The organism is Bacillus sp. GBSW19 (assembly GCF_002998655.1).
Classification (GTDB): Bacteria; Bacillota; Bacilli; order Bacillales; family Bacillaceae; genus Bacillus.
The window spans coordinates 841935-867451 of sequence record NZ_PVRF01000002.1 but is presented as its reverse complement, the minus strand read 5'-3'; the positions used below and the strand labels follow the sequence as shown (position 1 = coordinate 867451).

The 25517-nt window shown below is 41.7% G+C and carries 27 protein-coding genes, 4 tRNA genes and 1 other annotated feature; of the genes, 25 read left to right on the top strand and 6 right to left on the bottom strand.

Features of this window, described 5'->3' with window-relative positions; all coding sequences use genetic code 11:
• Positions 1 to 133 precede the first annotated feature (133 nt).
• Positions 134 to 1267, top strand: coding sequence for a DUF418 domain-containing protein (locus tag C6344_RS14190; protein WP_106036346.1), 1134 nt, complete (start codon positions 134 to 136; stop codon positions 1265 to 1267).
• Positions 1268 to 1282: 15 nt separating this feature from the next.
• The gene (locus C6344_RS14185) at positions 1283 to 1492 is read left to right on the top strand and encodes a hypothetical protein (protein ID WP_034660614.1); all 210 of its coding nucleotides are present in this window, start codon (positions 1283 to 1285) and stop codon (positions 1490 to 1492) included.
• Positions 1493 to 1522: 30 nt separating this feature from the next.
• Here C6344_RS14185 and C6344_RS14180 read toward each other — a convergent pair whose 3' ends face one another.
• Positions 1523 to 2047, bottom strand: a complete 525-nt coding sequence (locus C6344_RS14180; RefSeq protein ID WP_106071258.1) for a peroxiredoxin family protein — start codon at positions 2045 to 2047, stop codon at positions 1523 to 1525.
• 342 nt (positions 2048 to 2389) lie between these two features.
• Here C6344_RS14180 and C6344_RS14175 point away from each other — a divergent pair.
• The 11 genes from C6344_RS14175 to C6344_RS14125 all read left to right on the top strand — a co-directional run bounded on the left by C6344_RS14175 (position 2390) and on the right by C6344_RS14125 (position 10523).
• A tRNA-Lys gene (locus C6344_RS14175) sits at positions 2390 to 2465 on the top strand.
• 6 nt (positions 2466 to 2471) lie between these two features.
• Positions 2472 to 2543: transfer RNA gene (locus C6344_RS14170), tRNA-Glu, on the top strand.
• Between the two features lie 81 nt (positions 2544 to 2624).
• Positions 2625 to 2701 (top strand) — tRNA-Asp (locus tag C6344_RS14165).
• A gap of 26 nt (positions 2702 to 2727) precedes the next feature.
• Positions 2728 to 2800, top strand: a tRNA-Phe gene (locus C6344_RS14160).
• A gap of 347 nt (positions 2801 to 3147) precedes the next feature.
• Entirely contained in the window at positions 3148 to 3855 is a 708-nt protein-coding gene (gene yycF / locus C6344_RS14155; RefSeq protein ID WP_034660610.1) for a response regulator YycF, read from the top strand.
• Between the two features lie 7 nt (positions 3856 to 3862).
• Positions 3863 to 5701 carry a cell wall metabolism sensor histidine kinase WalK gene (walK, locus tag C6344_RS14150; RefSeq protein ID WP_034660608.1) on the top strand — a complete coding sequence of 613 codons (1839 nt, stop codon included), beginning with the start codon at positions 3863 to 3865 and terminating at the stop codon, positions 5699 to 5701.
• A complete protein-coding gene (yycH, locus tag C6344_RS14145; protein ID WP_034660605.1) occupies positions 5691 to 7070 on the top strand; it encodes a two-component system activity regulator YycH in 1380 nt (459 codons plus the stop codon). Before walK ends, yycH begins: the two co-directional genes overlap by 11 nt.
• Positions 7057 to 7920 carry a two-component system regulatory protein YycI gene (locus C6344_RS14140; RefSeq protein ID WP_060597679.1) on the top strand — a complete coding sequence of 288 codons (864 nt, stop codon included), beginning with the start codon at positions 7057 to 7059 and terminating at the stop codon, positions 7918 to 7920. Before yycH ends, C6344_RS14140 begins: the two co-directional genes overlap by 14 nt.
• Positions 7921 to 7926: 6 nt before the next feature.
• Positions 7927 to 8721 carry an MBL fold metallo-hydrolase gene (locus C6344_RS14135; protein WP_034660602.1) on the top strand — a complete coding sequence of 265 codons (795 nt, stop codon included), beginning with the start codon at positions 7927 to 7929 and terminating at the stop codon, positions 8719 to 8721.
• A gap of 78 nt (positions 8722 to 8799) precedes the next feature.
• Positions 8800 to 9990, top strand: a complete 1191-nt coding sequence (locus C6344_RS14130) for a S1C family serine protease (protein ID WP_411265978.1) — start codon at positions 8800 to 8802, stop codon at positions 9988 to 9990.
• Positions 9991 to 10052: 62 nt separating this feature from the next.
• Positions 10053 to 10523 (top strand): GNAT family N-acetyltransferase, encoded by a 471-nt coding sequence (locus C6344_RS14125; protein WP_411265998.1) that lies wholly within the window; start codon positions 10053 to 10055, stop codon positions 10521 to 10523.
• 39 nt (positions 10524 to 10562) lie between these two features.
• On the opposite strand, the gene C6344_RS14120 is transcribed toward C6344_RS14125, so the two are convergent.
• Positions 10563 to 11444, bottom strand: a complete 882-nt coding sequence (locus C6344_RS14120; protein ID WP_060597676.1) for an ABC transporter ATP-binding protein — start codon at positions 11442 to 11444, stop codon at positions 10563 to 10565.
• On the bottom strand, positions 11445 to 12134 hold the full coding sequence (locus tag C6344_RS14115) for an ABC transporter permease subunit (RefSeq protein WP_060597675.1): 690 nt from the start codon (positions 12132 to 12134) through the stop codon (positions 11445 to 11447). It abuts the gene before it with no gap.
• A 192-nt stretch (positions 12135 to 12326) separates the two neighbouring features.
• Positions 12327 to 12597: a binding site (T-box leader), on the top strand.
• 110 nt (positions 12598 to 12707) lie between these two features.
• On the opposite strand from C6344_RS14115, the gene C6344_RS14110 reads away from it, so the two are divergent.
• The 6 genes from C6344_RS14110 (at position 12708) to rlmH (ending at position 17588) form a co-directional block, all read left to right on the top strand.
• Positions 12708 to 13568 (top strand): SAM hydrolase/SAM-dependent halogenase family protein, encoded by an 861-nt coding sequence (locus tag C6344_RS14110; RefSeq protein WP_034660590.1) that lies wholly within the window; start codon positions 12708 to 12710, stop codon positions 13566 to 13568.
• 14 nt (positions 13569 to 13582) lie between these two features.
• Positions 13583 to 14140 carry an ECF-type riboflavin transporter substrate-binding protein gene (locus C6344_RS14105; RefSeq protein WP_012011871.1) on the top strand — a complete coding sequence of 186 codons (558 nt, stop codon included), beginning with the start codon at positions 13583 to 13585 and terminating at the stop codon, positions 14138 to 14140.
• A 19-nt stretch (positions 14141 to 14159) separates the two neighbouring features.
• Positions 14160 to 15875, top strand: a complete 1716-nt coding sequence (locus C6344_RS14100; protein WP_060597674.1) for an ABC transporter ATP-binding protein — start codon at positions 14160 to 14162, stop codon at positions 15873 to 15875.
• Entirely contained in the window at positions 15866 to 16696 is an 831-nt protein-coding gene (locus C6344_RS14095; protein ID WP_106073030.1) for an energy-coupling factor transporter transmembrane component T family protein, read from the top strand. Before C6344_RS14100 ends, C6344_RS14095 begins: the two co-directional genes overlap by 10 nt.
• 161 nt (positions 16697 to 16857) lie before the next feature.
• Complete coding sequence (locus C6344_RS14090) at positions 16858 to 17028, top strand: CxxH/CxxC protein (protein WP_066031484.1); 171 nt, start codon at positions 16858 to 16860, stop codon at positions 17026 to 17028.
• Positions 17029 to 17108: 80 nt separating this feature from the next.
• The gene (gene rlmH / locus C6344_RS14085; protein WP_046312614.1) at positions 17109 to 17588 is read left to right on the top strand and encodes a 23S rRNA (pseudouridine(1915)-N(3))-methyltransferase RlmH; all 480 of its coding nucleotides are present in this window, start codon (positions 17109 to 17111) and stop codon (positions 17586 to 17588) included.
• 171 nt (positions 17589 to 17759) lie between these two features.
• Here the strand turns inward: rlmH and C6344_RS14080 are convergent, their stop codons facing one another.
• Both C6344_RS14080 and C6344_RS14075 read right to left on the bottom strand, forming a co-directional pair.
• Positions 17760 to 18371 (bottom strand): DUF421 domain-containing protein, encoded by a 612-nt coding sequence (locus tag C6344_RS14080; RefSeq protein WP_106071262.1) that lies wholly within the window; start codon positions 18369 to 18371, stop codon positions 17760 to 17762.
• Positions 18372 to 18393: 22 nt separating this feature from the next.
• The gene (locus C6344_RS14075) at positions 18394 to 19707 is read right to left on the bottom strand and encodes a voltage-gated chloride channel family protein (RefSeq protein WP_106071263.1); all 1314 of its coding nucleotides are present in this window, start codon (positions 19705 to 19707) and stop codon (positions 18394 to 18396) included.
• Positions 19708 to 20301: 594 nt separating this feature from the next.
• On the opposite strand from C6344_RS14075, the gene C6344_RS14070 reads away from it, so the two are divergent.
• The 3 genes from C6344_RS14070 (at position 20302) to C6344_RS14060 (ending at position 22860) form a co-directional block, all read left to right on the top strand.
• Positions 20302 to 20604, top strand: a complete 303-nt coding sequence (locus C6344_RS14070; RefSeq protein ID WP_045034889.1) for an ArsR/SmtB family transcription factor — start codon at positions 20302 to 20304, stop codon at positions 20602 to 20604.
• 137 nt (positions 20605 to 20741) lie between these two features.
• Complete coding sequence (locus C6344_RS14065; RefSeq protein WP_106073029.1) at positions 20742 to 21920, top strand: MFS transporter; 1179 nt, start codon at positions 20742 to 20744, stop codon at positions 21918 to 21920.
• Between the two features lie 91 nt (positions 21921 to 22011).
• Positions 22012 to 22860 (top strand): MBL fold metallo-hydrolase, encoded by an 849-nt coding sequence (locus C6344_RS14060; protein WP_106073028.1) that lies wholly within the window; start codon positions 22012 to 22014, stop codon positions 22858 to 22860.
• Between the two features lie 67 nt (positions 22861 to 22927).
• Here the strand turns inward: C6344_RS14060 and C6344_RS14055 are convergent, their stop codons facing one another.
• Positions 22928 to 23170 carry a hypothetical protein gene (locus C6344_RS14055; RefSeq protein ID WP_106071265.1) on the bottom strand — a complete coding sequence of 81 codons (243 nt, stop codon included), beginning with the start codon at positions 23168 to 23170 and terminating at the stop codon, positions 22928 to 22930.
• A 342-nt stretch (positions 23171 to 23512) separates the two neighbouring features.
• On the opposite strand from C6344_RS14055, the gene C6344_RS14050 reads away from it, so the two are divergent.
• Genes C6344_RS14050 through C6344_RS14040 form a run of 3 tightly spaced genes read left to right on the top strand, consistent with a single transcriptional unit; the run spans position 23513 to position 25415 of the window.
• Positions 23513 to 23950 (top strand): helix-turn-helix transcriptional regulator, encoded by a 438-nt coding sequence (locus tag C6344_RS14050; protein WP_034660576.1) that lies wholly within the window; start codon positions 23513 to 23515, stop codon positions 23948 to 23950.
• Positions 23947 to 24681, top strand: a complete 735-nt coding sequence (locus tag C6344_RS14045; RefSeq protein WP_060597665.1) for an ABC transporter ATP-binding protein — start codon at positions 23947 to 23949, stop codon at positions 24679 to 24681. The genes C6344_RS14050 and C6344_RS14045 overlap by 4 nt, the downstream gene beginning before the upstream one ends.
• Positions 24678 to 25415: an ABC transporter permease gene (locus tag C6344_RS14040; RefSeq protein WP_060597664.1), complete on the top strand. Its 738-nt coding sequence runs from the start codon at positions 24678 to 24680 to the stop codon at positions 25413 to 25415. The genes C6344_RS14045 and C6344_RS14040 overlap by 4 nt, the downstream gene beginning before the upstream one ends.
• The last annotated feature ends 102 nt before the right edge of the window (positions 25416 to 25517 follow it).

Genomic DNA, 25517 nt, shown 5'->3' with positions numbered 1-25517 from the left:
TAGACTGATCAGACACCAGTAAAATTGCACATTTTACTGGTGTCTTTTTGTTTAAATATTTCTTAATTTCAGTAGAACAGGCTTCCGATCATTACCAAAATATGATAACTGTATAGGGGGAAGGAGCGTTCTAGTGAAAGAAAGAATAAGATTATTAGATATTTTACGAGGTTTTGCCATATTAGGCACATTGGGAACGAACGTCTGGTTTTTTGCGTATGCAGGGGATACCTTTGCGACAGATCAGATTGCAGATGAATATGAACATGGCAGTTTTCTAGAAAGCCTTGTTTCCATGTTCGTCTATGGGAAAATGCTCTCACTGCTCACAATCATGTTCGGTGTAGGGCTAGAGCTGAAATATCAGCAGGCCAAAAGAAAAAACATGCCTTGGCCAGGTACATATTTATGGATTCTTTTATTTTTATTTATCGAAGGCTTTGTCCATTTTGCACTTGTGATGGAATATGATGTGCTCATGAGTTACGCTGTGACCGGTTTGCTTGTGGCATTTATTGTACGAGGAGGGAGCAAGCGCATCAAAAGAGGCATGATGTTCTCTGGAGTCATTCATTTGCTTGTTCTGTCCTGTCTGATGGTGTTCTCCCTCTCTGAAATGGAGACAGAATCGTATGATCAAAGCAGTGAACCGGCGCTGGAAGAGCAGCTGCCAGAGACATGGATCTCGCAGGTTCAAGAACGATTACAACACTTTTTCATGTACCGTGAAGAAGCGATCTTTATCATTCCAATGAACACATTTCTGTTTTTATTAGGTGTGCGGATGATGAGAGCCGGTGTTTTTTATGCAAACGAACGCGGGCAATCTCTACGGAAAATACTATTCCGAGTCGGTCTGTGGGTGGGTCTGCCGCTGAATGCACTTGTCTTCGTTCCGAACGAACTAGTGGAATTCGTTGTGCGCTATGCGTTTTCGCCATTCCTTTCTCTTTTCTATATCGCTGTCATTGCGAAGCTCCTGGTTCACACGGAATCATGGTTCATGTGGAATTGGTTTGAATATGTAGGGAAAATGGCACTCAGCTGTTACATCCTGCAAAATATCATCTGCTCGGTTCTTTTTTATAGCTGGGGATTGGGTCTTGGCGGACAAATCAACGCCCCTCTTATCGTATTGGCATGGCTGCTCATTTCACTTCTGCAAATTGCCATATCAGCGTTTTGTCTAAAGGTTTGGAGAATGGGTCCGATGGAATATATTCGTTTGCGGGCACTTCGCCGGGTGACGATGAAGAAGGCAGCATAAAGGGGAATAGCTACAATGTTTTTTAAAAAAATGACGAAAAGAGAACAAGCGAATTCACATAAAGCAGCTGTACCAGCGTTTGTCTTTTATCTTCTCGCATTAGGAGGACATGCGCTGTACTCGTATGTCGAAGGTGACAGACCACCCGTCACTTTTGTGATTCTCATGGCGGGTCTTCTTGTGTTTTTCGCCGCAGACTGGCTATTTAATAAAAGACAATCATAAAAAAAGAGCCCTCATCATGAGGGTTCTTTCTTATTTCATGCTTTTATATTGACCTTTTAAGTTTTTGCGGATGTACTGAATGATTTTGCGCAGTTCGTTGGCATGCGGTCTGCCAAACGGACTTGTTTGTCTTTGCTGATAGAGGACTTGGCCCTTTTCATTTAATAAGAAATAGGCAGGTTCCCCGTGCACTCCGTGATCTTCATAAGGAGCATCTTCTCCGTGATAGTGGACTTCATATGCTTTTAATGAAGTAAGATCCTGGTCAGACATGATCGGGAAGGACAGCCCCTCTTTATCCGCAAAATCTTTCAAGTCATCAGGGTTATCCGTTGAAATCGTCATTAAGTGGATATCCTTGTCTTGAAAGTATGATTGCTGCTGTTCGAGCTCTTTTAATTCTTCTACACATACTGGGCACCATGAGCCTCTAAAGAAGACGATGAGGTGCCAGCTTTGATGCTCCTCTAAATGTTTGTCGAAATCAATGTGATCGCCCTGTATTGTTGGAAGTGAAAAGTTGGGCATTTTATCTCCTAATTTGAATGAACTCATACTGTTTCCTCCTTTTTCAATGACAATGTCACTTGTTTCATGTATAGCCATTTTTGAGCGGCCTGAAACGTGTCTATGTGTTTGAATAGGCAGAGATCATCCGAAAAGACGTGTAAAATGAAGGCGGTTGCAGAAGTGGAGGCTTTGAAAGCAGATTTGACATCCGACACTTTTTTTAAAAAAATGTCGAAAAACGTATTGCCATATGTAATTACTCTATGATATTATAAATCTCGTTGTTGCAAAGGTCTCTGAAACTTGTTAGGATGCGATGTTCCAGCTTTTTTAAAGCGATTGGTTTGACGCAATACGGCTTCTTCAGATTCACTTTTCACAAACCGAGAGCCATTAGCTCAGTTGGTAGAGCATCTGACTTTTAATCAGAGGGTCGAAGGTTCGAGTCCTTCATGGCTCACCATGTATTGGCCCGTTGGTCAAGCGGTTAAGACACCGCCCTTTCACGGCGGTAACACGGGTTCGAATCCCGTACGGGTCATTGATTTACTTTAGCGTTAAGCTAATTTTTCCTCACTTGCTTGAAGGAGCACCACGATTGCTTTTTCGGGCAAGTTACTGAGGTCCGGTAGTTCAGTTGGTTAGAATGCCTGCCTGTCACGCAGGAGGTCGCGGGTTCGAGTCCCGTCCGGACCGCCATTTATACATATTCATCTTTTGATGATGGCTCGGTAGCTCAGTTGGTAGAGCAACGGACTGAAAATCCGTGTGTCGGCGGTTCGATTCCGTCCCGAGCCACTTCCAAACGCATCTGCAATCGCAGGTGCGTTTTTCTTATGAAAAGAAGGCATAAAAAGGGAGAAGCCGGACCTAGGTAGGGCCCGGCTCCATAAGAAGAAGACGTTACATCTATATAGACGATTGGTGACTGGAAAAGTTTCAATAAAAAAGGAAAAAAGCCATCAATTTTTTTGAGAGGTGACTTCCTATTCAACGTTTACTAGAAAAGAAAGCCGTTATTATTTTTATCTTTGCCACGTAAAACGTTATAATAGACAGTGAGCCTTTTTTGCTCAAACGAAAAGGCCTGATGAGAGATGCAAAATGGAATGACATAGATGCTAAAAATGCAGGAGGAAATCACAATGGAAAAAAAGATTCTTGTCGTAGATGATGAAAAACCGATTGCTGATATATTGGAGTTTAACTTAAGAAAAGAGGGCTATGAGGTTCATTGTGCATATGACGGAAATGAAGCCCTTGAAATGGTAGAAGAAATCAAACCGGACATCATTCTGCTCGACATTATGCTGCCGAACAAAGATGGCGTTGAGGTATGCCGTGAAGTGAGAAAAAAATATGACATGCCGATTATCATGCTGACAGCAAAAGACTCTGAAATTGATAAAGTCATCGGTCTTGAGCTTGGCGCAGATGATTATGTGACGAAGCCATTTAGCACGCGCGAGCTGCTTGCCCGTGTGAAAGCGAATTTGAGAAGACAAATTGCTGCGCCGCAGACAGAGGAAGAATCTGAATCAAATGATATTGAAATTGGATCACTTGTCATTTATCCAGATGCATATGTGGTGTCTAAGCGTGAGGAAACAATTGAATTGACGCACCGTGAGTTCGAATTGCTTCATTACTTAGCGAAACATATCGGACAAGTTATGACACGTGAGCACTTGCTGCAAACCGTATGGGGCTACGATTATTTCGGGGATGTGCGTACAGTGGACGTCACAGTCCGCCGTCTTCGTGAGAAAATTGAAGACAATCCTAGCCACCCGAGCTGGATCGTGACACGACGAGGCGTTGGCTACTATTTAAGAAACCCAGAGCAGGACTAAGATTCTTATGAGTAAAGTAGGTTTTTTTCGCTCGATTCACTTCAAATTGACCTTAATTTACGTGCTGCTGATCATTGTCGCCATGCAGATCATTGGCGTGTACTTTGTGAAGCAGCTAGAGCAGTCCTTAATTAATTCCTATGATAATTCCTTGAATCAGCGAATCTACTCGTTATCGTATTACCTAGAACAAGATTCATCGAAAAGCAAGGCAGAATTAAAAGAGGATGCTCAAAAGATATTAAACGACTTTAACAACAAAGATGAGTCTAATGAAATTTCTGAAGTCAGCTATATTGACGAAAGCAGAGAGGTCATTGCCTCTGTGAATAATGGCAGTCAGGAGATTGCCGGGAAGAAAATCACTGATCAAATCATTAGCCGTATTTTTGCGGTCGGCAAAGACTATGAAAAGAAATTCTATGACCCAGAATCCAATAAACGGGTGCGTATTTCTGCGACAGCCGTGAAAAATGAAAACCAAGAAACCGTCGGTGTGATTTATGTTGTGTCTTCGATGGAGAGCGTGTTTAACCAAATGCGAACCATTAACACCATTTTGGCGACTGGCACACTGATCGCACTTGGGACGACCGCACTGCTTGGTATCTTCATCTTTAGAACAATCACTCATCCTATTTCGGATATGAGAAAGCAAGCGATCGAGCTTGCCAAAGGGAATTTTTCCAGGAAAGTCCGAAAATATGGACATGACGAGATCGGCCAGCTTGCGACAACCTTTAACCATCTGACGAGAGAACTGGAGGAAGCGCAGCTGATGACGGAGGGTGAGCGGAAAAAGCTTTCTTCTGTCATTGCCTATATGACGGATGGCGTCATCGCCACGAATCAAAACGGTGCGATTATTCTATTAAACAGCCCCGCATTAGAGCTGTTAAATGTTTCACGTGAAACAGCTCTAGAGATGCCGATTACGTCCTTACTGGGCCTCGAGGACACGCATACATTTGAAGATTTAGTCGAAAATCAAGATTCCATGCTGATAGAAATTGAACGCGAAGATCAGCTGTCTGTTTTGCGTGTGAATTTCTCAGTCATTCAGAAAGAGCATGGGAAGATTGATGGTTTAATTGCGGTCATTTATGACGTCACAGAGCAGGAGAAAATTGATGCAGAACGCCGTGAATTCGTCGCAAACGTATCACATGAGCTACGCACACCGCTGACGACGATGCGAAGCTATCTTGAGGCACTGGCTGAAGGGGCAATTGGTGATAAAGAGCTTGCGCCAAGGTTCCTCAGTGTCACGCAAAATGAAACAGAGCGCATGATCCGGCTTGTTAATGACCTGCTGCAGCTGTCTAAGTTCGACAGCAAGGATTATCAATTCAACCGTGAGTGGACGAATTTTATCAGGTTTATCTCATTGGTCATTGATCGTTTTGAAATGACGAAAGAGCAGCATGTCGAGTTTATCCGCAATCTGCCGCAGCGTGAAATATACGTGGAAATTGATCAAGATAAAATCACACAGGTGCTCGATAATATCATTTCCAATGCCATGAAATACTCCCCAGAGGGTGGACATATCACGTTTACCGTTGATCTGGATGAGGAGAATGGCCTTGTGTTATTCAGCGTCAAAGATGAAGGGATCGGTATTCCGAAGAAGGATATGGATAAAATCTTTGAACGTTTTTATCGAGTGGATAAGGCGAGAACAAGAAAGCTTGGCGGAACCGGCCTAGGACTTGCGATTGCAAAAGAAATGGTTCAGGCTCATGGCGGAGATATTTGGGCTGACAGCATTGAAGGAAAAGGAACAACGGTGACCTTTACCCTTCCGTACAATGAAGAACAAGAGGATGATTGGGATGAAGCGTGAGACCTTTAAAACCATAATATTGACAATCCTAATTGCGATCAGTCTTGTGTTTACGTGGAATATTTGGATGTTCCAGCCCGTCATGCAGGACCAGGCAGATGCCGGCACAAAGGTCGTGGAAACGAAGAAGATTTCAAGCGACGAGCCTAGAAGTCTCATTGATGTCGTGAAGCCGCGCGAGATGTTCATCCATTCAAATGGGGAGCATTTTAAAGTCGATCAAAAGGAACTCTTTCAAAACTTCTGGAATGATGTGAGCCTTTGGGATGTCAAAGAGATTTCGGATGTGTCGGATCAATATTCTGAGCAGAGATTTAAGAATTTCTTCTATGGAAGCGGAGGACAGGGGAAGACATTGGATCTTGTGTTCAATGACTCGATTCCGATTGATATTTTCCAAGCGCTGTTTAAATGGCCGAATAAGTCCATTGAATACAACTCGTTTGATCGGATGATTGTGCCGTTCTCCCAGCAGGACAAGGCCAATAAGAAAGTCTATTTGGTTTCATACAGCAAGGAAACGGTGCTTGAGCTGACAATAGAATCCGCTAACTATCGGAATCTAATGGACAGTATCTCAGCCGCTCAAAACGAGATGCCGCGCTACGATCTCTATACATTCTCAGCGAATTCTAAACGAGATTTCCTCCTTCCGAGAAAGCAAAAGCAGCTTGAAGCGAAAATGTTCTTTATCGAAACGATTAAGACAAGCAAATTCAAGGACGCTCTGTTTACGGACCCGAGTCTTGTGGGCGAGGAGTCTAATTTAAATCGGACAGTGTACACAGATGGCACAAGCCGTCTTGAAGCCAATCAAAAAGACCACCGCATCCAATATCAGCACCGCAATATCAATTCCAGCACCGTTTTCCAAACGGGGGATTTGATCAAGCGAAGTGTGAAGTATTTCAATGATACGGGGAGCTTTACCGATGACTATCAATACTTTGGCATCAACAGCAACCAGCAGCTTTCCTTTAATATGTTTATGGATGGTCTGCCGATCGTCAACAGTACAAAGCATCCATTTGGGATGACCTCTCTTGAAGTACAGTGGGCGAATGATGACATCTTGAATTACAAGCGTCCAAACTATATTCTAGGCAACAAAGCGAGTCAGAGTGAACAGGTCAAGCTGATGAACGGGACAGAGCTGAAGGACTTAATCGTCAAGCAGACGAAATATGATGACCTGGAGAAAATTGAACAAATTTTCCCGGCCTATCAAGCTGCTTCAACCGCATCAGATCAAGATCAAGCGATGTTTGTCTGGCTGGAGCCAGTATGGTGCATGAAATATAACGGCAAAACCGTGATACTATCGCATGATTTGTTGACAGAGGGGAGCGAGAATAATGGAGTGGAATAAGACCAAAACGATCTTTATCCTAGCCTTTCTCGTTCTCGATATCTTTCTAGGTTTTCAATACTTTGAAAAACGATCAACCGATCATTTTGCGATTATCGAAAAAACGGATACGCTGGAAGAAATGAAGGCAGATGGGATCAAATATGGCAATCTATCAGATGAAGCGAAGATTGGATACCGCATTACAGCTGAAAAGAAGCAATATACGAAAAAGGATGTCGACGGATTAGCTGATCAAAAGGCGAAAAGCACATTCCCGAAAACGGACAAAGATGATCCTGTCACACTGCTTGAGATGACCTTCAATAAACCCGTTGCATTGCCAAAAAAGGATATAAAAACAGCGGCGACAAACCTCGTAAACCAGCGTTTGCTGGATGGGAAGAATTATAAGCTGTGGAGTATTGATGAAGAGACAGGGAAGATCGTCTTTTTCCAAACGTATAAAGGGAAATACATCTTCCAAGAAGGCCTTGATGACACCGAAACCATCGGGAAAATCACCTTAGATGTAAACGATCAAAACGAGGTCGTGTCGTATCAGCAGTCGATGGTGACGTCGATTAATGAAGTGAGAAAAGAAACCCTTGTCCCAGCCCTTGAAACCGTGAAGGACTTATATACACAAAACATGCTGAGCCAAAACACGACCGTGAAAAAGGTAGAACTTGGCTACTATACGCAATACCCGGGTGCAAGCACGCAGGTCATGGTGCCTGTATGGCGAGTCGAGCTTGAAGGCGTATCAGTTAGTTCAAAGAAAAAGACAGAAGAAGAATATTTGATCAATGCCATTGATGGCTCAACACTTGATCATATAGAGAAAGATGACAAATCTTCAATGGAGTGAGAGAACATGAGCTTGCAGTTCAGTGTACTAGCGAGCGGAAGTACGGGGAACGCTTTTTATTTAGAAACAGACGAGCATGCCTTTTTAGTGGATGCTGGATTAAGCGGCAAACAGATGGTCGAGCTGCTTGGTCAAATCGACCGCAAGCCTGAAGACTTGGACGGCATTTTTGTGACACACGAGCACTCAGATCATATTAAAGGGCTCGGTGTCATGGCAAGAAAGTACAAGCTCCCTGTCTATGCAAATGCGAAAACATGGAAGGCGATGGAGTCTCATATCGGGAAGATTGACACAGAGCAAAAATTCCACTTTGATATGGAAACCGTCCAATCCTTTGGTGGTCTCGATGTTGAGTCCTTTGGCGTCTCACATGATGCGGCTGAGCCCATGTTTTACGTGTTCCATTATGGAGGGCGTAAACTTGCCCTGATGACGGATACAGGCTATGTGAGTGATCGTATGAAAGGCATCATTCAGTCAGCCAATACGTTTGTATTTGAGAGCAATCATGATGTCGGTATGCTGCAAATGGGCCGATACCCGTGGAGCATTAAGCGCAGAATTCTGAGCGATGTCGGACATGTATCAAATGAAGATGCCGCTCTTGCGATGACAGATGTGATTGGAGATGCCACCTCACGCATTTATTTGGCTCACTTGAGTCAAGACAACAACATGAAGGATTTAGCCCGTATGGCGGTCCAGCAGACGCTTGAGATGAAGGGCTTTGTTGTCGGGGATGGCTTTGATTTATATGATACGGACCCGAAAAAAGCAACCCCGCTTTGCGCCGTATGATTTTTACAATCGTATGATTAAGATAAGAGCTTCTTACCAACACTATATACATCATCTATTCACTGAAAGGAAGGAAACATAGTGGATTATCGCGATGTAGAGTGGAAGCCGAGACGAAGCAGAAAAGGATATTTCCTATCTGGTCTGATCGGTGTATTGGTAGGAGCTTTTTTAATGGGATTCTTTTTCCCCTATGTGTCAGGACAGAGCGGCAGTCCCTTTGGGTGGCAGCAGAATGGAGATGGGCAATCAGCACAGGGCCCTTTAAAGACCGTCAATGTGAACGTCAATGATGCGGTCACGAAAGTCGTATCTAATATGTCGGATACGGTTGTCGGCGTCATTAATATCCAAAAGTCGAGCTTTTGGGAAGAAGGCGGGGAGGCAGGCAGCGGGTCAGGTGTGATTTATAAGAAAAAGGGTGATACCTTTTATATCGTGACCAACCACCATGTCATCAAAGGAGCCAACCAGCTTGAAGTGAGCCTTCAGGATGGGACAAGAATTGGTGCCAATCTTGTTGGAAGCGATCAGCTGATGGATTTAGCGGTTCTCACCGTCAAAAGTGATAAGATCAAGAAGACCGCCGCCTTTGGCAATTCAGATCATGTGAAGCCAGGTGAGCCAGTCATCGCCATTGGAAATCCGTTAGGGCTTGAATTCGCGGGCTCTGTCACACAAGGTGTCATTTCTGGAACGGAACGTGCGATTCCTGTAGACTCGAATGGGGACGGACAGGCGGATTGGAATGCGGAGGTACTGCAAACAGATGCCGCCATCAATCCAGGCAACAGCGGTGGTGCCTTGATCAATATGGACGGAAAAGTGATCGGCATCAACTCAATGAAGATTGCTGAATCAGAGGTAGAAGGCATCGGGCTGTCTATCCCGGCGAATCTAGTCATCCCTGTCATAGAAGATTTAGAGCACTACGGAGAGGTGAAGCGTCCGTATCTAGGCGTTGGCATGAAATCATTAGCAGATATTGCGAGCTATCACTGGCAGGAAACGTTGAAGCTGCCATCTAAAGTCACATCAGGGGTTGTCGTGATGAGTGTCGAGTCTTTGTCTCCAGCGGGAAAAGCGGGACTAAAAGAGCTGGATGTCGTCACCTCCTTTGATGGCAAGAGTGTACAGAATATCGTAGATCTTCGTAAGTATTTATATCAAAAGAAAGTCGGCGACAAGGTAAAGATGGAGTTTTACCGAAGCGGAAAGAAAAAATCAGTAGAGATCAAACTTTCTCAAACCGACCGATTCGGCGGATGACCAGTTCCTTGATGGGACTGGTTTTTTTTGCATGCTCATCATATGATGGAGGAAAGGGGGCGATGCGATTGGTTACACTACAACCAATGTCACAAACGGATTACGATGTATTGATGGAGAAGGCCATTCAGCGGTACGCAGAAGAAAAGGTACTCGCAGGGACATGGGAAAAGGAAGAATCACTTGCGAACGCAGAAGAACAATTTGATCGGCTGCTTCCCGAAGGTCTGCGGACAGAGCATCATGAGCTATGGAATTTCTTGAACGGGGAAGAAGCGATTGGCTGGGTTTGGCTTTGTTATAACCCGAATCACCCTCAGCAGGAAGGATTCATTTATAACTTTATTTTATTCGAAGCTTATCGAGGTAAAGGCTTTGCAAAGCAGGCCATTGCTGCATTAGAGGAGCAGGCAAAGTCATTAGGTGTGCAAAAACTCTCGCTGCATGTTTTTGCTCATAATCAAATCGCCCGTTCACTGTACGAGAAGACCGGATTTGCAGAAACCGGAATCTATATGAGTAAACCTTTATAAAAAAGAAGAAGTACCGTGCGGATCGCGTACGGTACTTTTTTATGAAGTGCTCATGGCATCCTGAGCCGTGACTCTGTATAAATCGACTTTGCATTTCACGAAAGCGCGGATGATCGATGGGACTTGGGCTTCTGAACGAATCAACAATGAGGTCTCGTCATCACTGATCACAAGATCTGTTCCAACAGTTTGTAAGTACTGCGTGAGAACAGGTTTCACCTCATCATCAATCCACGCATGCTTGAAGGTTGCACGTATGTTTGAGGATGTGATGGTTTTTTCTTGAGGATGAGTATGGGGGGACACTAATTTTCCTTCAGAAATGAATGCCGTTTTGGTACAAATACTATTTGTGAACCTTGGGCGGTCAGCCGTTAAAAAGACGGTTTTCCCTTCATGTTTTAACGTTTCAATGACCTGCTGGATGTGCAAGATCGAATCAGCATCAATATCGGCAAAAGGCTCGTCTAGTAAAATAAATTCGGGCCGATGGGCGATGGCCTGCGCCATTCCGAGCCGCTTCTTCATACCAGGTGTGAAGGTACCGACCTTTTCCTGATGATAGTGATCTAAACCGACAAATTCGAGCAGTTCTTCATAATCACTCGTTTTCTGGCGTGTCCCGGTGATTTTGGATAAGTAGGCAATATGTTCAAGTGCCGTGAGCCCTTCATATAAATCCGTATATTCAGGCAGAACACCGATATGCTGCCTCACCTTTTTTAATGAAGGCATATCCATCATCGTAAACGTACCAGAGGTTGGCCGGGAAATTCCCGTAATGATATTGAAAAACGTCGTCTTACCAGAACCCTTAGGTCCAATGAGTCCGAAGATATCGCCTTGATTGACATCAAGGGTAATGTGATCTATCGCGACTTTTGTCCGATATTTTTTTGTGAGCTCTTTTGTATGCAGCATTTAGACATCCCTCCTTTGAAATAGGAGTGCTGTTCCAATGAGTAATACAACGGTTAATGCTGTATTCATGAGTACATAGGTCAGCGGTTCACTCAAGCGTGCATAATAATAAGGCGTCATATATTGGAACCAATGAATCAATCGTTCTGAAGAAAGAACAGATATCATACTGACGATCGGGAAAAGAAAGGAAAACAACATCCCAACAAACATTGATTTCTGCGGTGTTGGAAAGAGCATGGACAAAAATAAAGTACATGAGATACCGACACTGATAAAGGTTAAGATTTTTAACGCATCAGAGAACAGAAAACGATGTGAAATCACCATATTCAGTACGTAAGTCGTCATAATGCAGCTAAGCCAAAACAGCATCAGCCCAAGATATTTTCCGATAATAATGTTCAAACGGGTTGTTTTACTGACGAGAAAACGGATGGTTTTCAAATGAATTTCTCGGCTCAAAATATCGTGAGACAATAAAAAAATAAGGAAGAAACCAAATAACGACATCACCAGTTCATTCCCAATAGAATAAGGATCCTTTGCCTGCTCCCATTTGTCCTGATGAGCAGCAATAAACGGAAGAGTTGAAACAAAAGTAGATAAAATGAAAATAATAACAATTGTTAAAATGGATTTTGTGCTTTTGAAGAGCTGCTTAAACTCATTCATACAGATGGTCCACACACGCTGTACCTCCCTTCATCTTTATTATACCGCTAGAAAGGAAAGACACCATATCTCGCTCTTTAACATTTGTTTAAATTTTATAAAAAGAAGACTCTTCCAGCATCAGTTGACTCACTTTTGAAAATGTTCAGAAAAATATCTTGATTTATCAAAAAACATCATGTATGATAGCTTTAATTCAAGATAGTTAAACAGGCAATGACGAGAGAAAGTACAATCATCAATTTTTCCACAGAGAGCTTCGGCAGCTGAAAAGAAGCAAAAATAATGATTCGAAAAATGGTCTCTGAGCCTCGTGCTGAACATATCTATGATATTAGTAGGACACGACGAGAGTTGGTACTCGTTATCAAAACCACAGTATATGAGCCAGATTGGAGCTTTGTACTTGTAGAGGCTGTTTAGCGCGAGCAAACAGTAAATAAAGGTGGTACCACGAGACAAATACCTCGTCCTTATGATTCAAAGATAAGGATGGGGTATTTTTTATTGTCCACTTTTTTCATACAAATGTTCAAATGTTCCACGTGAAACACCACATCCATTTTTTCAAATGAAAGGGAGATTGACATGAGTGAACATGCATTGGTTTTACAATCAGATTTCGGCATTGATGATGGAGCAGTCAGCGCAATGTACGGAGTGGCAAATACGGTGAGCAGCAGGATCCGCCTTTTTGATTTAACACACAATATACCGCAGTATGACATTTGGGAGGCATCTTACCGCCTGCTCCAAACCGTCACATACTGGCCGGAAGAGACGGTATTCGTTTCCGTTGTTGACCCAGGCGTTGGGTCAGAAAGAAAGAGTCTTGTCGTCAAAACCACCAGCTCGCACTATATCATTACCCCAGATAACGGGACACTCACGCACGTCGCGCAGGATATTGGCATTGTGGAAGCCCGTTATTTAGATGAAACCATTAACCGGCTGCCGAAGTCGGGAAAATCACATACATTCCACGGGAGAGACATTTACGCATATACAGGGGCGAGAATCGCTTCAGGTGTGATTTCTTTTGAAGAGGTTGGGCCAAAGGCGAATATTGATGATATTATTCACCTTCCAGTCGTACAGGCGTATGCGAAAGAAGAAGTCATTACAGGAACGATTGATATTTTAGACGTGAGGTTCGGAAACCTATGGACAAACATTCATCACACGTTATTTGAACAGCTTTCAATTAATTACGGCGATGCAATAGAAGTTACCATTGCCAACGGGCCGAAAAATGTGTATAAAAATATCATGACCTATGGACGATCTTTTGCCGATTTAAAGGTAGGCGAACCACTCGTATATGTCAATTCACTCGATCATTTAGGCGTGGCGATCAATCAAGGGTCATTTGCAAAGGCTTATAACATCGGTACAGGCACAGGCTGGCGCCTTTCGATTCGCAAAGCTCCGCGCATTATATACGAATAAGAGGAGGAAACATCATGGCAGGTAAACAACTTTCAACGAAAACTGTCGTTGCCATCGGAATTGGCGCAGCCGTCTTTGTCATTTTAGGACGCTTCGTCTCCATTCCAACTGGGATTCCGAATACACAAATTGAGACATCGTACGCATTCCTTGCATTAATGGCTGTGCTTTTTGGTCCTGTTGCAGGCGCACTGATTGGGTTTATTGGTCATCTCATTAAAGATGCCACCACATTCGGCCCTTGGTGGAGCTGGATTATCGTTTCAGGTGTTGTTGGGTTATTGATTGGCTTCATTTCTAACCGTTTAAAAGTAGAAGAGGGCGACTTTGGCTGGAAGAAGATCACGCTTTTCAACGCCGTACAAGCAGGTGCGCAGGCATTAGGCTGGTTTGTCATTGCTCCTGTACTCGACATTGTGATCTATGCAGAACCTGCGAACAAAGTATTTGTTCAAGGCATCGTGGCAGGGATCTCGAACATCATCACAGTCGGTGTACTAGGAACCATCATCATTGCGGCTTATGCGAAAACGAGAAGCAAAAGCGGCAGTCTATCGAAAGAAACATCATGAAGCAAGGTGGAACACATAAATGAAGAAACCGATGATTCAATTCGAACATTTCGGATTCAAGTATCGCAGTCAGGCAGAACCGACATTGAAAGATATCAACCTGACCATCTATGAAGGGGAAAAAGTCCTCATCGCAGGCCCGTCTGGATCGGGAAAAAGCACGCTAGCCCATTGTATCAATGGGCTAGTTCCTGCGTCTTATAAAGGTTCTATAGAAGGAAGTCTTCACATCGGCGGGAAAAATGCAGAGAAAGAGAACATTTTCTCCCTTTCACAGCTCGTCGGAACGGTGCTGCAGGACCCTGATGGACAATTTATCGGGCTGACCGTTGGAGAAGACATCGCGTTTGCTCTTGAAAATGATCAAGTCACACGCGAAGAAATGAAAACACGTGTCGAAGAAGCGGCAAGATTAACAGAGGTAGACGGCAAGCTGGCATCGTCCGTGCATGAGCTGTCAGGCGGTCAAAAACAACGTGTCGCCATTGCGGGCGTACTTGTCAACGATGTCGACATTTTGCTGTTTGATGAACCACTTGCAAGCCTTGATCCGTCTACAGGCAAAGAAGTGATCGATCTTATTGATCGACTGCAAAAAGAAACGAAAAAAACGGTCGTGATGGTCGAGCACCGGTTAGAGGACGTCCTCTTCCGTCATGTGGACCGCATCATCGTCGTCAATGACGGAACGATTGCGGCGGATATGACACCAGATGAATTGCTCGCCTCAAATGTATTAGAAGCGGCATATTTGCGCGAGCCTTTATATGTAAAGGCCATGAAATATGCAGGCATTCCAATTACACCGGGAGATCAGATAGCTAATTTACAGCATCTCACCTTAAATGACGAGGAAAAAGGGAAAATCGAGCAGTGGATGGAAGCGTCTGAGCCGTCAGTAGAGCAGATTGCAGCGCAGGATTTACTAGAGGTGCGTGAGCTGAGCTTTGACTATCCGACAAGACCAAACACGCTGAGCAACATCTCCTTTACCGTCAAAAAAGGAGAAATGATCAGCATCGCAGGAGCCAATGGCGCAGGCAAGACGACACTATCCAAGGTGCTCTGCGCATTTGAAAAGCCAACGAAAGGGACAATTCATCTGAATGGCGATGACATCACAGGAGACACAATCAAACAGCGTTCTGAACGAATCGGCGTTGTCATGCAAAACCCAAATCAAATGATTTCAAAACAAATGATCTTTGATGAAGTCGCACTCGGTCTCGTTTTAAGAGGCGTAAAGGAAGACGACATCAAAGAACGGGTGGAGCGGGTTCTAAAAGTATGCGGCTTATATCCATTTCGGAACTGGCCGATTTCAGCCCTCAGCTTCGGACAGAAAAAACGCGTCACCATTGCATCAATTCTTGTATTAGAGCCAGAAATCATCATTTTAGATGAGCCAACCGCAGGACAGGATTTTAAACATTACACTGAAATGATGACGTTTTTAGAGCAATTAAATCAGCAGGGTGTCACGATCTTCATGATCACCCATGATATGCATTTGATGCTCGAATACACGACAAGAACCATTGTCATTTCAGATGGAGAAAAAATCGCAGATGATACCCCAGCCAAAGTGCTGACAGATCAGCTGCTTGTCCAAAAGGCGAGCTTAAAGGAAACGTCGCTGTATGAACTGGCGCTGAAAGCAGACTGGCCGAATCCAAATGAACTCGTGGATCGCTTCATTGAGGTTGACAGAAAGGAACGAATGACATGGCTGTAGACATGCTGTCCTATATCGATCGCCCGTCGCCGATTCATCGGCTGACAGGTGCAACCAAACTCATTTGCTTTATCCTCTGGTCATCCGCAGCGATGCTCACGTATGATACAGGCATTTTAGTCTTTATGCTAGCCGCCAGTATCGTATTCTTTCAGCTATCGAACGTGCGATTTCGTGATATTTCCTTCGTGGTGATTGTTCTGTCGATTTTCCTAGTCATCAACAACATCGCCATTTACGTCTTTGCTCCCCAGCAAGGAGTCGCCATCTACGGAGCAAAGCATGAGCTGTTTCATATTGCAGGCTGGTACAACGTCACACTGGAACAGCTTTTCTATCAATTGAATATTACGCTGAAATATGTGACCGTCATGCCAGCAGCGCTTTTGTTTATCGTCACAACGAATCCAAGTGAATTTGCCTCATCGCTCAGCCGAATCGGGGTCAGCTACCGGATTTCCTATGCTGTCGCGATTGCCTTACGCTATATTCCAGATATTCAGCGGGATTTTCGAACGATAGCGATTTCTCAGCAAGCAAGAGGAATTGATTTATCGAAGAATGAAAAACTGGGGAAACGGATTAAAAATGCGCTGTCGATTGTGATGCCGCTCATTTTCTCCAGCTTGGAGCGGATTGAAACGATCAGCAATGCGATGGAGCTGCGCGGATTTGGAAAGCATAAAAAGCGCACATGGTTCACGGCGAAAGACTTTCAAAAAGCAGATTATGCTGCGTTATTGTTTGTTGGTGTGGTACTCATCGTGTCGCTAGTGATTACATTTGTTAGAGGAACAAGATTTTATAATCCATTTTTATAGAAAGAAGCCTTCACAGAAGTGGAGGCTTCTTTGTTTGGTTTGTGGATAAAAGGTGTGGGAAATGGCAAAAGACTATTAACATGTGAATAAATCGGTTATATTGAACAATGAGCGAAACACTTGTGAATAACCAGACAACATATTGGAGGAATAAGAAACTTATGAACAAAACATTATATGCTTGTGCAGAACACATAGAAACCGTATTAGACATGTACATAGATGATCACGAACAGCCACCAGAATTCAGAAAAATCGAACATACACACAGTTTATCCACAACCTGTGAATTGTGCGATGAACCTGCAATATATATAGTGGGGAACGAATGATCGGACACAAAATACACAAATTTTATCCACAATTGTTGATAACTTATATGAATAACTTGTTCTTAAGGTGGGGATGACCTGTGAATATATCAATTATCACAGTAGGAAAATTAAAAGAGAAATATTTAAAGCAAGGCATAGCCGAATACACAAAACGATTACAAGCCTATGCGAAAATCGAGATCATTGAACTCGCGGACGAAAAAGCACCCGAGAATCTCAGCGATCAAGACATGAAAATCATCAAAGACAAAGAAGGCGAACGCATCCTAAGCAAAATCAACCCAGACGCCCACGTCATCGCCCTCGCCATCGAAGGAAAAATGAAAAGTTCCGAAGAATTAGCCGATACAATAGATAAGCTGGCAACATACGGAAAAAGCAAGGTATGTTTCGTCATAGGCGGATCCCTCGGATTAAGCGACGCCGTCATGCAGCGTGCGAATGAGAAACTGTCGTTTTCGAAAATGACGTTCCCGCATCAGTTGATGAGATTGGTGCTGGTGGAGCAGATTTATCGAGCGTTTCGGATTGTGCGGGGGGAACCGTACCATAAGTAAGTGAGGAATGAGAAGAGTAAATTTAGCTGAGGGTAATCTGTGCAGTTGATTTTTTAATGCTTAGACATTGACATAGCAGGAAAACAATATTCCGTTTTCCTGTTTTATCTCCAATAGGAAAGACGAGATCGACCCCAAATCATGTTCAAGTTGAAATATTTATAATTGCTCTTAATCCAGATTCTCTTTAGGTTTTTCTTTATGTTTTCTGTTTTTGACCTCAGTAAATAAGTTATCTGACATGATTGTTTGAGTTTTTGATGATCCATTCTGAGGACGGGATTGGTTTGATTCAATTAGTGATTTGAGCATCTGAATATCCTCCTTAGTAGCATATTGTTTATCAGACTTTAACATATATCCTAACTGACCGTTCGCTTCTATTGTTGCCCATTGTAAGTCAGTGAAATGCTGAATGTTCTCCTGCCTCATTCGTACTTCAAGCATATCAACAGTTAACCGCAGCTTTTTTAAATTGCTTTCATTAATTTGGCCGTTTTCGACTACTAGAAGTGATTTTCCATAAACAAATGTCTCAAAAACATTGTATTTCAAAGCGATATACTCAATAAAAAGAAGTGTAATTACCATCAAAAATGTAATCACCATTGTAATCCAGATGTTCCTGTCACCCACAGGTTGAATAATCAATGATCCGACTGCTATCATCATGACAGTCTGAGCTACCGTAAGCTGTGAGATTGATTTTCTTCCTGCTAACCTCAAAATTATGACTCCTCCTACGACAACGACAATAGCTTTCCATATGAAGTGAAAATCCATAAGCAATCCCCTTTCCGAACAATCAATTTTGTTTAGTGCTTTTTTTTCTTTTTTTTACATTTTCTAATGTTTCTCCTTGGGGAAGATTATATAACCTGCTCTTAGGGTTATATATTTTCTGAGAAGGCCAGAGCCCATGATATCCTGAGAATAGATAGCTGACTAAACAAGCAACAAAAAAGTACTCTAACCCTTTCCCATCAAACATCTCCATTGCCAGCAGGAAAGCAGCTATAGGGGTATTCGCACCCCCGCAAAAAACCGCGATTAAGCCTAAAGCGGCGAGAAATGACATAGGTAAGTCAATGAACGTGTGTAAGGCATTACCTAATGTTGCCCCGATAAAAAACAAAGGGATGGCTTCCCCGCCGACAAAGCCGCTGCCCAGGGTTACCGCAGTAAATACCAGCTTGGCCAGGAAAGCAAAAGGCGGCACCTCTTCTGAAAAAGTTTGTTGCAGCATTTGTAATCCTCGGCCATTGAAGTCTTGTGATCCAACAATTAAAGTTAATCCCACAATGACAATTCCTCCAAAGAAGGCTCTTTTCATATGGTTTTTCTTGAAAAGTTTCTCAGAGAAATTTTGTATTCCGTGCCTCAACTGACAGTAGAGAACACTTATCAGGCTAAAAATGACTGCTATAAGAATAACTTTTAAAAACGTAATAGATGATATTTCCGGTACGGTTTGTATAATAAATTCTTCGTGTTTATGTCCCCAAGCTGCTGTAGTTATATAGTGACCAACAAAGCTAGCCACAAGACAAGGAACAAGTGCTTCAAATTTCAGCTTTCCTAAAGCAGCCATTTCCATGCCAAAAACAGTACCAGTTATGGGTGCTCCGAAGGCAGACCCAAAACCAGCACTTATACCGCTTATAATTAAAACTTTCTTGTCAAATCTGTTTACCTTAAAAAATTTGTTGACCGCTGCAGCTACACTTCCTCCCATTTGGACAGCTGCACCTTCTCTTCCTGTTGAACCGCCAAAAAGGATCGTGATAAAAGTCCCGAAAAAGACGATAGGTCCCATTCTCCGCGGCACCTCTTTTTTTCCATGAACTGAGTCTATCACGAGATTATTTAATTCAGCAGTGTCATTCAAAGTATTATTCAAAAATACCTTTCCGTATTTCATATATATGTATCCTATGATAATTCCTCCAAAGGGGAGAAGGAAGATAAGCCAATCTCTTTTTGCTCGTATATCATCTCCTAGATAATCATTTGTCTCTAAAAGAAAATTTGTTGTCGTACCAATAACTATACCAATTATGCTTCCAAAGAAAATCCATTGACCAAGAATTGAAAAAAAGTCTTTATACTTTAACAGCATTTACCAATTCACCTCATTTCAAATCTTTTAGGAATATCGATTCTATTTTTGCCCATTGTATTAAAATTATTATAATAAGAATTGAATAACCAATTATGCAAAAAAGGATTAAAAACCCTTAAATGCGATTTAATAAAGGCCGTTTTACATCAACTTAAAAATCTTCATTTAGATTTATCACGAAGAGCCTTATCATAAATAAGTGCGGTTTAATGTAAAGTATTTAATTCACATATGACTGTAAGACACTTAGACATATTCAGGTAAAATGAATATATCTATTTTTTTCAAAAATCTTGTAATGTTTTATTGTTTCTTTAGTTATCTTATTAGCTTAATTTATTTAATTGAAACAATCGTCTATTCTCCTGCTAGCAATTTTTTTACGGAGGATAAAAGAATTGGACCTGAGACTAGATTTAGCAGAAAGTGAACTAGTGGATGCTGTCTATTACGGTGAATTTGATCTTGGTTAAGTAACGAAAGAAAAAGAGCAAAATTGAGAGATAGAGAGAAAGAAGGAAAATAGAAAGTTTTAAGGGATCTCAAACAACACATGTTGACATATCGTTATTTATCGATATAATGGTTTGTATGGAGCCAATAGAAGTTTTCAAAGCCTTATCCAATGAATCAAGACTGCAAATTTTACAATGGCTAAAGGAACCTGATCGTCATTTTACACCCCACGAAGGGATTGATATGAATACTACAGGGGTATGTGTTAGTCAAATAACAGATAAATTGAAAATGACGCAATCAACAGCATCTCAATACCTTTCAATTCTACTACGAGCTGGATTAATTACGACAGAGCGTATAGGTAAATACACGTATTATAAAAGAGATGAAAATGCCATAAAAAAAATTGCTAAGATTCTAGAAAAAAATATTTAATAAATGAACTGAATTCATACATCAGAATTCAGTTTCATTTATTAAATACAAATCGACTTATCGTAATATATTTTTTTGTTCATACATATTAACAATTCTAGATATGTAAATATATTATATATAGGGAGTGATCTACATTGTCAAACACTGTAAAGGTATACATTTTAGCTATTGTAAGTTTTTTAGTTGGTACATCAGAGTATATCATCTCTGGTATTTTGGATAATATTTCTGAATCATTAGGAATTACGATAGCTGCAGCCGGCCAGTTAATTACCATTTTTTCTCTTGTGTATGCCATCTTCACCCCAGTATTAATGGCTTTAACATCGGGAATGAATAAACGCAAGTTAATGTTATTTTCACTTAGCATTTTTATTCTAGGTAATATTCTTGCATTCGTTCTTCCTGGGTATAAATTATTTATTGTTTCAAGAATTATTATGGCTCTTGGGGCGGGGATGGTCGTCGTTACTGCATTAACAATTGCTGAAAAAATCGCACCAAAAGGTAAGCAAGGTAACGCTATTGCTACAGTAGTAATGGGATTTACAGCATCATTGATAATTGGAGTCCCACTGGGCAGAATGACTAGTGATTTCTTCGGTTGGAAAGCTGTATTTGGAGGAATAGCCTTACTCGGATTATTAGCAATGGTTATAATTTCTCTTACGATTCCAAAAATCCAAGGGGATAAACCTGTACCTTTAATTCAACAACTCGCTCTTTTTAAAAAACCAAAAGTAGTGTTGGGATTAGCCATCACCTTTTTCTGGCTTGGTGGTTATTCAATTGCCTATACCTACCTATCCCCTTACCTTTTAAATATTTCAGGTGTAAGCAACAAATTGCTGAGTGGAGTTCTCCTCGTATTCGGGATTGCTAGTCTAGTTGGGTCAAAGTTTGGTGGATTTAGTACCGATCGATGGGGTGTGAATTTTACTCTGATTAGCGGAATGACATTACATGTCATCATGCTAATATTGCTCTCACTAGTTACGCATTCTTATATTGGAGTATTGCTCATTTTAATATCATGGTCATTTGCTGCATGGTCTTCTGGCCCGACTCAACAATATCACCTAGCTACAATGGAGCCAGAGTCATCAGGTATACTATTAGGTCTCAATCAGTCAATGATGCAATTGGCGATGGCTGCAGGAGCAGCTATTGGAGGTATCTTTGTAGAGAGAGTTTCTCTATCTTCCATTACTTGGGTAGGGGCTTTGGGTGTTGCAATCGCGATCATTGTAACAATATTGGCTTCACGTGCTACTTCGAGTAATGGAATTCGAATTAGTAAACCGCACTTATAATATTGAAGGACAACCGCATCATAAACAGCGGAACGATGGTAAAAAACGTGATTCGATTTAAAATATAATTATAGAAAGGAGGAAGCAACCTATGCACTCAATTAAAAAAATAGGTCAGAATTTTTGGTACATCACACCTATATCGCTTACCGACCGCCCCATTCTAGGTATGGTTGTGGGCAGTAACAAGACATTAATGATTGATGCTGGTAACTCGAAAGAACATGCCAAGTACTTTATCAAAGAAACGTTAAAACATGAGAACTTGACTCCTGATATGGTTGTGCTCACGCATTGGCATTGGGATCATATCTTTGGTCTGCCAGCGCTGCCTGATTCGCTTTCGATTGCTTCTGCAAAGACAAGAAAGGAAATGGAGAAGCTTCTTCCGTTTTCGTGGTCAGATGAGGCGATTGATGAGCGGGTGAGGGAAGGAACGGAGATTGAGTTCTGCGCGAAGGCCATCAAGGAGGAATATCAGGATCACCGAGATATTCAGGTGGTTTTACCGGATGTGACATTTGACCGTCGGATGGAGATCGATCTTGGCGGGGTCACGTGTGTCGTGCAACTTGTTGGGGGCGATCATGCCGCTGATTCAGCCATCGTGTATGTGAAAGAAGAGAAAATCCTTTTTCTTGGTGATTGTATTTATCCGAAAATGTATGCCGAAAAAGTCCATTATTCAATGAAGGAAACATTGCGTCTTTTAGATGAGTTAGATGCTTTTGATGCCGATACGTATATTCCTTCACACCAAAGACCGTGGACAAAAGAGGAGTTTCTTCAGGAAACAGATAAGCTTAGGATGATTGCGAAATACACTGATCTTTATGGTGGAGATCGGCAGAGAATCACGAAAGAATATCAAAATTACGTGAACAGAGAACTGAAAGAAGATGAATTAGAAACCATTGCTTACTTTGTAAATGGTTATTAAATAATTGCTGTAACTAAACGAAAAGTCTCATTTGAGTGATTTCCCTCAAACGAGACTTTTTTATTTTCTATGGTAAACCTACAACATCTTCTGCATCACGAACTGTGACAGATATATTTTTTACATTAACAATAATGACACAATCCCAAGTAGGTTTGATTTGTAGTTCATTGTTTTCATCCATCCAGATCACACCGTTTAATTCGATTGATGGTTCTAAAATGACCATTTTCTTTTCGTTATGATCTGTAATTGCGGTTAAATCATGTTGTAAATTGATTGTCCAGTCAAAAAACTTTATTTTTTTCATAGTTCCTCCTTTTATTCACTGATAACATTACTATACTTATCTAGTGATGCTTTGCGTGGGGGAATACCTATTTTCCAAGCCATTCTTACTTCCCTTATTAGCTTTAGCAAAAGGTGTTGTAGCAGAAGAAAAAATTAGTATATGTGATTAAACATATGAATCTCAGTTCCTATATTCGATTACACACCAAAAAAGTCCCCTCCACTTAATTTCGAGGTGGCTTTTTTGGGTTAAACTTAGGCATTTAACCAAATGTAAATTGAAGATAACTTCTGATGTCATGTTCAGTTGGTAGATGATCGGAATAAGTCTTATATAATGATATTGAAGGGTGTGAAAAACATGATCAATATGAATTTGAAAAAAATGCGAAAAATACACAGGTTTACACAAGAAGAAGTGGCTGAGAAAATTGGTGTTTCAAGGCAAGCTGTTGCGAAATGGGAATCGGGAGAAACTGTGCCGGATATCAACAATTGTAAGGCTTTGGCTGAAATATATGGCGTTGCTTTGGATGATCTCGTGAATAATGTGGATGGTACAGAAGAGGTAGGGGTGAAACCAAAAGGAAAACACATATTTGGACTTGTAAAGGTTGGTGAACGCGGGCAAATTGTCATTCCTAAAAAAGCGAGGGAGATATTCAGCATCAGTCCTGGAGACAGCCTGTTGATTTTGGGCGATGAAGCTCAAGGAATCGCCATTGTAAAAAATGAGGCCTTCCTGCAGTTTGCTGACGATATATATAAGGCACAGGAAGATCAGGAGGATGAGGAATGATTGCTATTCAAACAAAGAATCTAACTAAGAAATTCGAAGAAAAGATTGCAGTCGATTCTCTTAATCTTTCAATTGAACAAGGCGAGCTTTTTACTTTACTTGGAGTGAATGGTGCAGGTAAAACGACAACGATCAAGATGTTGACCTGTCTTAGCATCCCTACTACCGGTGATGCAACGATCCTTGGTAACAGTATTGTTTCTAATCCCTATGCAGTAAAAGAACAGATTAATGTTTCACCACAGGAAACGGCAATAGCTCCTAATTTATCCGTTAAAGAAAATCTTGAATTAATCGCTCAAATATACGGATTCCACAAGAAAACGGTTGATATAAAAGTCGAGGAAATGCTTGGTACGTTTAGTCTGACGGAGGTATCTAAAATGAAGGCTAAAACCTTATCTGGAGGAATGCAAAGAAGACTTAGTATTGCAATGGCACTCATTACAGACCCCAAAATCCTTTTTCTTGATGAACCTACTCTCGGTCTCGATGTCATCGCAAGGCGTGAGCTATGGAGTACTATTGAGAAATTAAAGGGGAGCATGACCATCATTCTCACGACACATTATATGGAGGAAGCAGCAGCCCTTTCGGATCGAATAGGGACGATGGCGAAAGGAAAATTAAAGGCAGTTGGAACAGCAGCTGAATTGATGGAAAGTACCAACACCAAATCACTTGAGGATGCCTTTATTTCGTTAGCTACCAATGAGGAGGTCACCAGATGAAGTCACTAGCCTTTGCTGCACGTAATCGTAAAGAGATTTTGAGAGATCCTTTAAACTTAGCATTTGGTATAGGCTTCCCGTTAGTTATCTTATTTTTGCTTCATGCTATTCAAGCGAATGTTCCAACTGATTTATTTGTCATTGATAAACTAATTCCTGGCATAGCCGTCTTCGGGCTTTCTTTTATCTCACTATTCTCTGGAATGTTAATAGCTAAAGATCGAAGTACATCATTTTTGATGCGATTGTTTACTACACCTCTTTCTGCCTCAGACTACATTGTAGGATATATTGTCCCACTCATACCGATAGCAATTGTTCAAGTTATCATTAGCTTTATCGCAGCACTTTTCTTAAGATTACCTTTTAATTCCAATGTTTTGTTATCCATTCTTGTCCTTTTGCCAACATCTTTACTATTTATCGGCATAGGGCTCTTAGTGGGGAGTATATTTAACGACAAGCAGGTTGGTGGTATTTGTGGAGCGCTACTAACGAATATGAGCGCATGGTTAAGTGGTACATGGTTCGATTTGAATTTAGTTGGAGGCTGGTTCAAAGATATTGCGTACGCACTTCCATTTGCTCACGCAGTAGACGCTAGCAGAGCCGCACTTTCTGGAGACTATGCATCAATTTTACTGCATCTTTGGTGGGTAATTGGATATACAGGTGTTATTGTAGCTATCGCCATTTTTGCTTTTAAAAAGAAAATGAATGGGGAAAACGCTTAGTTTGATACAGTTTTTGGTGAAGAAATTTACAGCTGGGTTATCTGGGCCTTTTTCTGTATGATAAACTTTAATGAAGTTGTCATTTAGTAGAGGGAGGTACAT